This is a genomic window from Pontibacter sp. HJ8 (assembly GCF_054824225.1).
Map to the genome: position 1 here is coordinate 1 of NZ_JSYF01000379.1, position 3,035 is coordinate 3,035.

The 3,035-nt window shown below is 53.5% G+C and carries 2 protein-coding genes; both read right to left on the reverse strand.

Annotation, left to right across the window (positions count from 1 at the left end):
- A partial coding sequence (hemL, locus tag OB13_RS15855; protein WP_461491153.1) for a glutamate-1-semialdehyde 2,1-aminomutase occupies positions 1 to 1,269 on the reverse strand: 1,269 nt, incomplete at its 3' end.
- 24 nt (positions 1,270 to 1,293) lie between these two features.
- Positions 1,294 to 3,035 (reverse strand): ABC transporter substrate-binding protein (locus OB13_RS15860; RefSeq protein ID WP_461491154.1); only part of this gene is annotated, 1,742 nt, incomplete at its 5' end.

Genomic DNA, 3,035 nt, shown 5'->3' on the forward strand with positions numbered 1-3,035 from the left:
CAGGTTGGCCTGCAGGTATTCCTGCACCAGCTCGCCTGTGATGGCAGTCGATACAAACAGGGACTCGTATTGGGAAGGAGCCAGGTAGACGCCACGCTGCAGCATGCTGTTAAAGTAGCGGCCAAACATTGCGGTGTCCGAAGTTTTGGCGCTCTCGAAATCCGTTACCGGCTGCTCGGTGAAGAAGATGCTGAACATGGAGCCTACCTGGTTGATGGTATAGTTCATACCCAGTTTCTGCATGTTTTCCTGCATACCGGATACCATGTTCGTAGTCGTCTGCTCCAGGTTGGTGTATACCTCCGGATGGCGCTGCAGGTACTGCAACATGGCCATACCTGCCGACATTGCGATCGGGTTCCCGGAGAGCGTACCTGCCTGGTAAACGGGACCGGCAGGAGCCACAAAGTTCATGATCTCTTTCTTGCCGCCATAGGCGCCCACCGGCATACCGCCTCCAATGATCTTACCCAGTGTGGTCATGTCCGGCGTAACGCCATACAGTTCCTGTGCTCCACCTGGCGCCAGGCGGAAGCCAGTCATCACCTCATCGAAAATAAGCACAATGCCTTCCGGAGTGCAGATATCACGCAGTCCCTGCAGGAAACCAGGCGCAGGAAGTACAAGTCCCATATTGCCGGCCACAGGCTCCAGGATAATGGCTGCGATCTGGTCGCTGTTGGCTTCTACCAGCGTCCTGACCGCTTCCAGGTTGTTATAAGGAGCCGTCAGGGTATCGGCGGCTACACCTGCCGTTACGCCCGGGCTATCCGGAACGCCCAGGGTGATGGCACCGCTGCCTGCCGCGATCAGGAAAGAGTCGCCGTGGCCATGGTAACAGCCTTCAAATTTGATGATCTTGTTGCGGCCGGTATAGCCACGGGCCACGCGGATAGCCGACATCGTAGCCTCCGTACCGGAGTTTACCATACGCACCTTCTCAATGGACGGCACCATGTCCACGATCAGTTCCGCTATCTCGATCTCCTTGCGGGTCGGGGCACCGAAAGAAAGGGAATCAGGTATAGCTTTTAGTACCGCCTCCTGCACAATTTCGGCGGCATGGCCCAGTATCATAGGGCCCCAGGAGTTGATGAACTCCATGTAACGGTTGCCATCTTCATCGAACAGGTATGGGCCTTTGGCCGATACCATAAAACGAGGGTTGCCCCCCACGGCCCGGAAGGCCCGGACTGGGGAATTCACCCCGCCAGGTATAGAATGCTGTGCACGCTGGAACAGCTCTTCGCTAATCGGTGCTATTTTCATGTGGTTGTTTTGTAAAAGAAGTAATTAGAAAACCGGATTGACTACAGTCAGCTGCAGGTTCTCCAGTTTTGTGATCGGAATATACTGGTTGTCTTTTCTGACCTCGTTGCGGGCGGATCGGTCGGTATAGCCGATGCCCTGGTAAAACACACCGGGCTTCAGGCCATCCGTAGCCAATGCCTGGTTGAAGTTTGGCCCGTAGTTCTGTAGCAAGGTTCCAAAATAGTACATCATTTCGAAGCCGGCATAGGCATAGACAGAAGGTGGCATGTTATACCGGGCAGCATACCGCTTCTTGAAATGATTCAGCGCGGAAGCCATCTGGTCAATGTACTTCGGGCTTACAAAGTATACTTCCAGGTTGTCGAGCTGGCGGAGGCTGATCTGGCCTACACCCAGCCAGTTTTCATAAGTCATCAAGGGCATGGTGGCCGCTTTTGACTGCAACAGGCTGATCGTGTTCACAGCAGCCGGCATTTTATCGGAGAAAACAGCCATATGGCCCACTTCCTCCAGCTTCAGTTCTTTAAATAAAGCAGCCGTGGCCGCATTCTGGCTGGAATTAAGCTTTTTATAGGTTTTTACTTTGCCTCCCAGGCGGGTGAACTGTTGCCTGTAGAAATATGCAAATGTCGTATCATCTTTCTCCCGTTCGTACAGGATGATGGCCGTTTTGGGAGTGAAGGTGTTATAGGCATAGGTCGCAGCCTGTTGTGCCTGCGTGGCGATGGAAGACTCAAACAGGAACAAATTCGGGTTGTTGGTAGCAACGTCCAGATCCTGGGAGAGGGGATTGATCACGTTCACGCTGTTCTCTGCCGCAAAACGGGCTGCTATTTTGGCGGCTGATTTGTACACCGGACCTACCACCAGATCCATCTGCTTCAGCTCCGGAGTTGCCAGAATGCGTTTTACAGCTGTGGTATCGGTTCCGGCATCATAAGCATAGAGGTTGATGTGGATGCCCTGTTGCTTTAAAGAATCCTGCGCCATCTTCATGCCGGCAAACAGGTCGGTGGCGAACTGGTTTTTGCGGGCAGAAACTCCCAGGTCCTGGTTTAGCTGAAATGGCATTAGGGCAGCTACATTATAGGCCGGCTTGCGCATGGCATTGGCGCTCAGGTAGCGGTTGCGGTCCAGTTTATGCCTGGAGACGATTTCTTCCAGCGTGGCCCTGTCCTGCGGGCGGTACCAACCGGCCAGAAGTTTGTCTGCATACGCCTGGGCAATGACTTTATCATCCGGGTAGCGCTGCAGCAGTTTTTCGAATTGCTCTCTGTCCGGGAGCCTGTTCAGGTAAAAGCGCTTCAAGCCCTCCGCGTCAGAAGTGAGCCGACCGGATTTGATACTGCTCAGTTCAGCCAGTGCCTGTTCATATTCGCCTTTTTCAAAAAGCACGTTTGCCAGCAGGTAATTAGCTTCCGGCAGACTGGGCCACTGCGGGTGCTGTTCTTTCAGCTGCTGCAGCATACGCTGTGCTTCCGGCAGTTTGTTGGCTTTCAGCGCGGCCAGCGCATACAAGTAAGAGGCTTCGGGAGCATAGGGGTTGTTGGCAGTGGCTTGCGTGACAGGCAGTAACTCTGCCATGGCTTTGTCATACCTTTGCTGATCCAGCAGGATTTTGCCGTTACTATACGTTGTGCCGTAATCCTGCTGGGCCTGCACCGGCAGAGCCAGCGCGCCCAGTAACACTATACCTGCTATATGCTTTAAGAAGCTTCCTTTCATATTCAGTTTAATTTTGAATGAGCGAATGAGTGATTGAG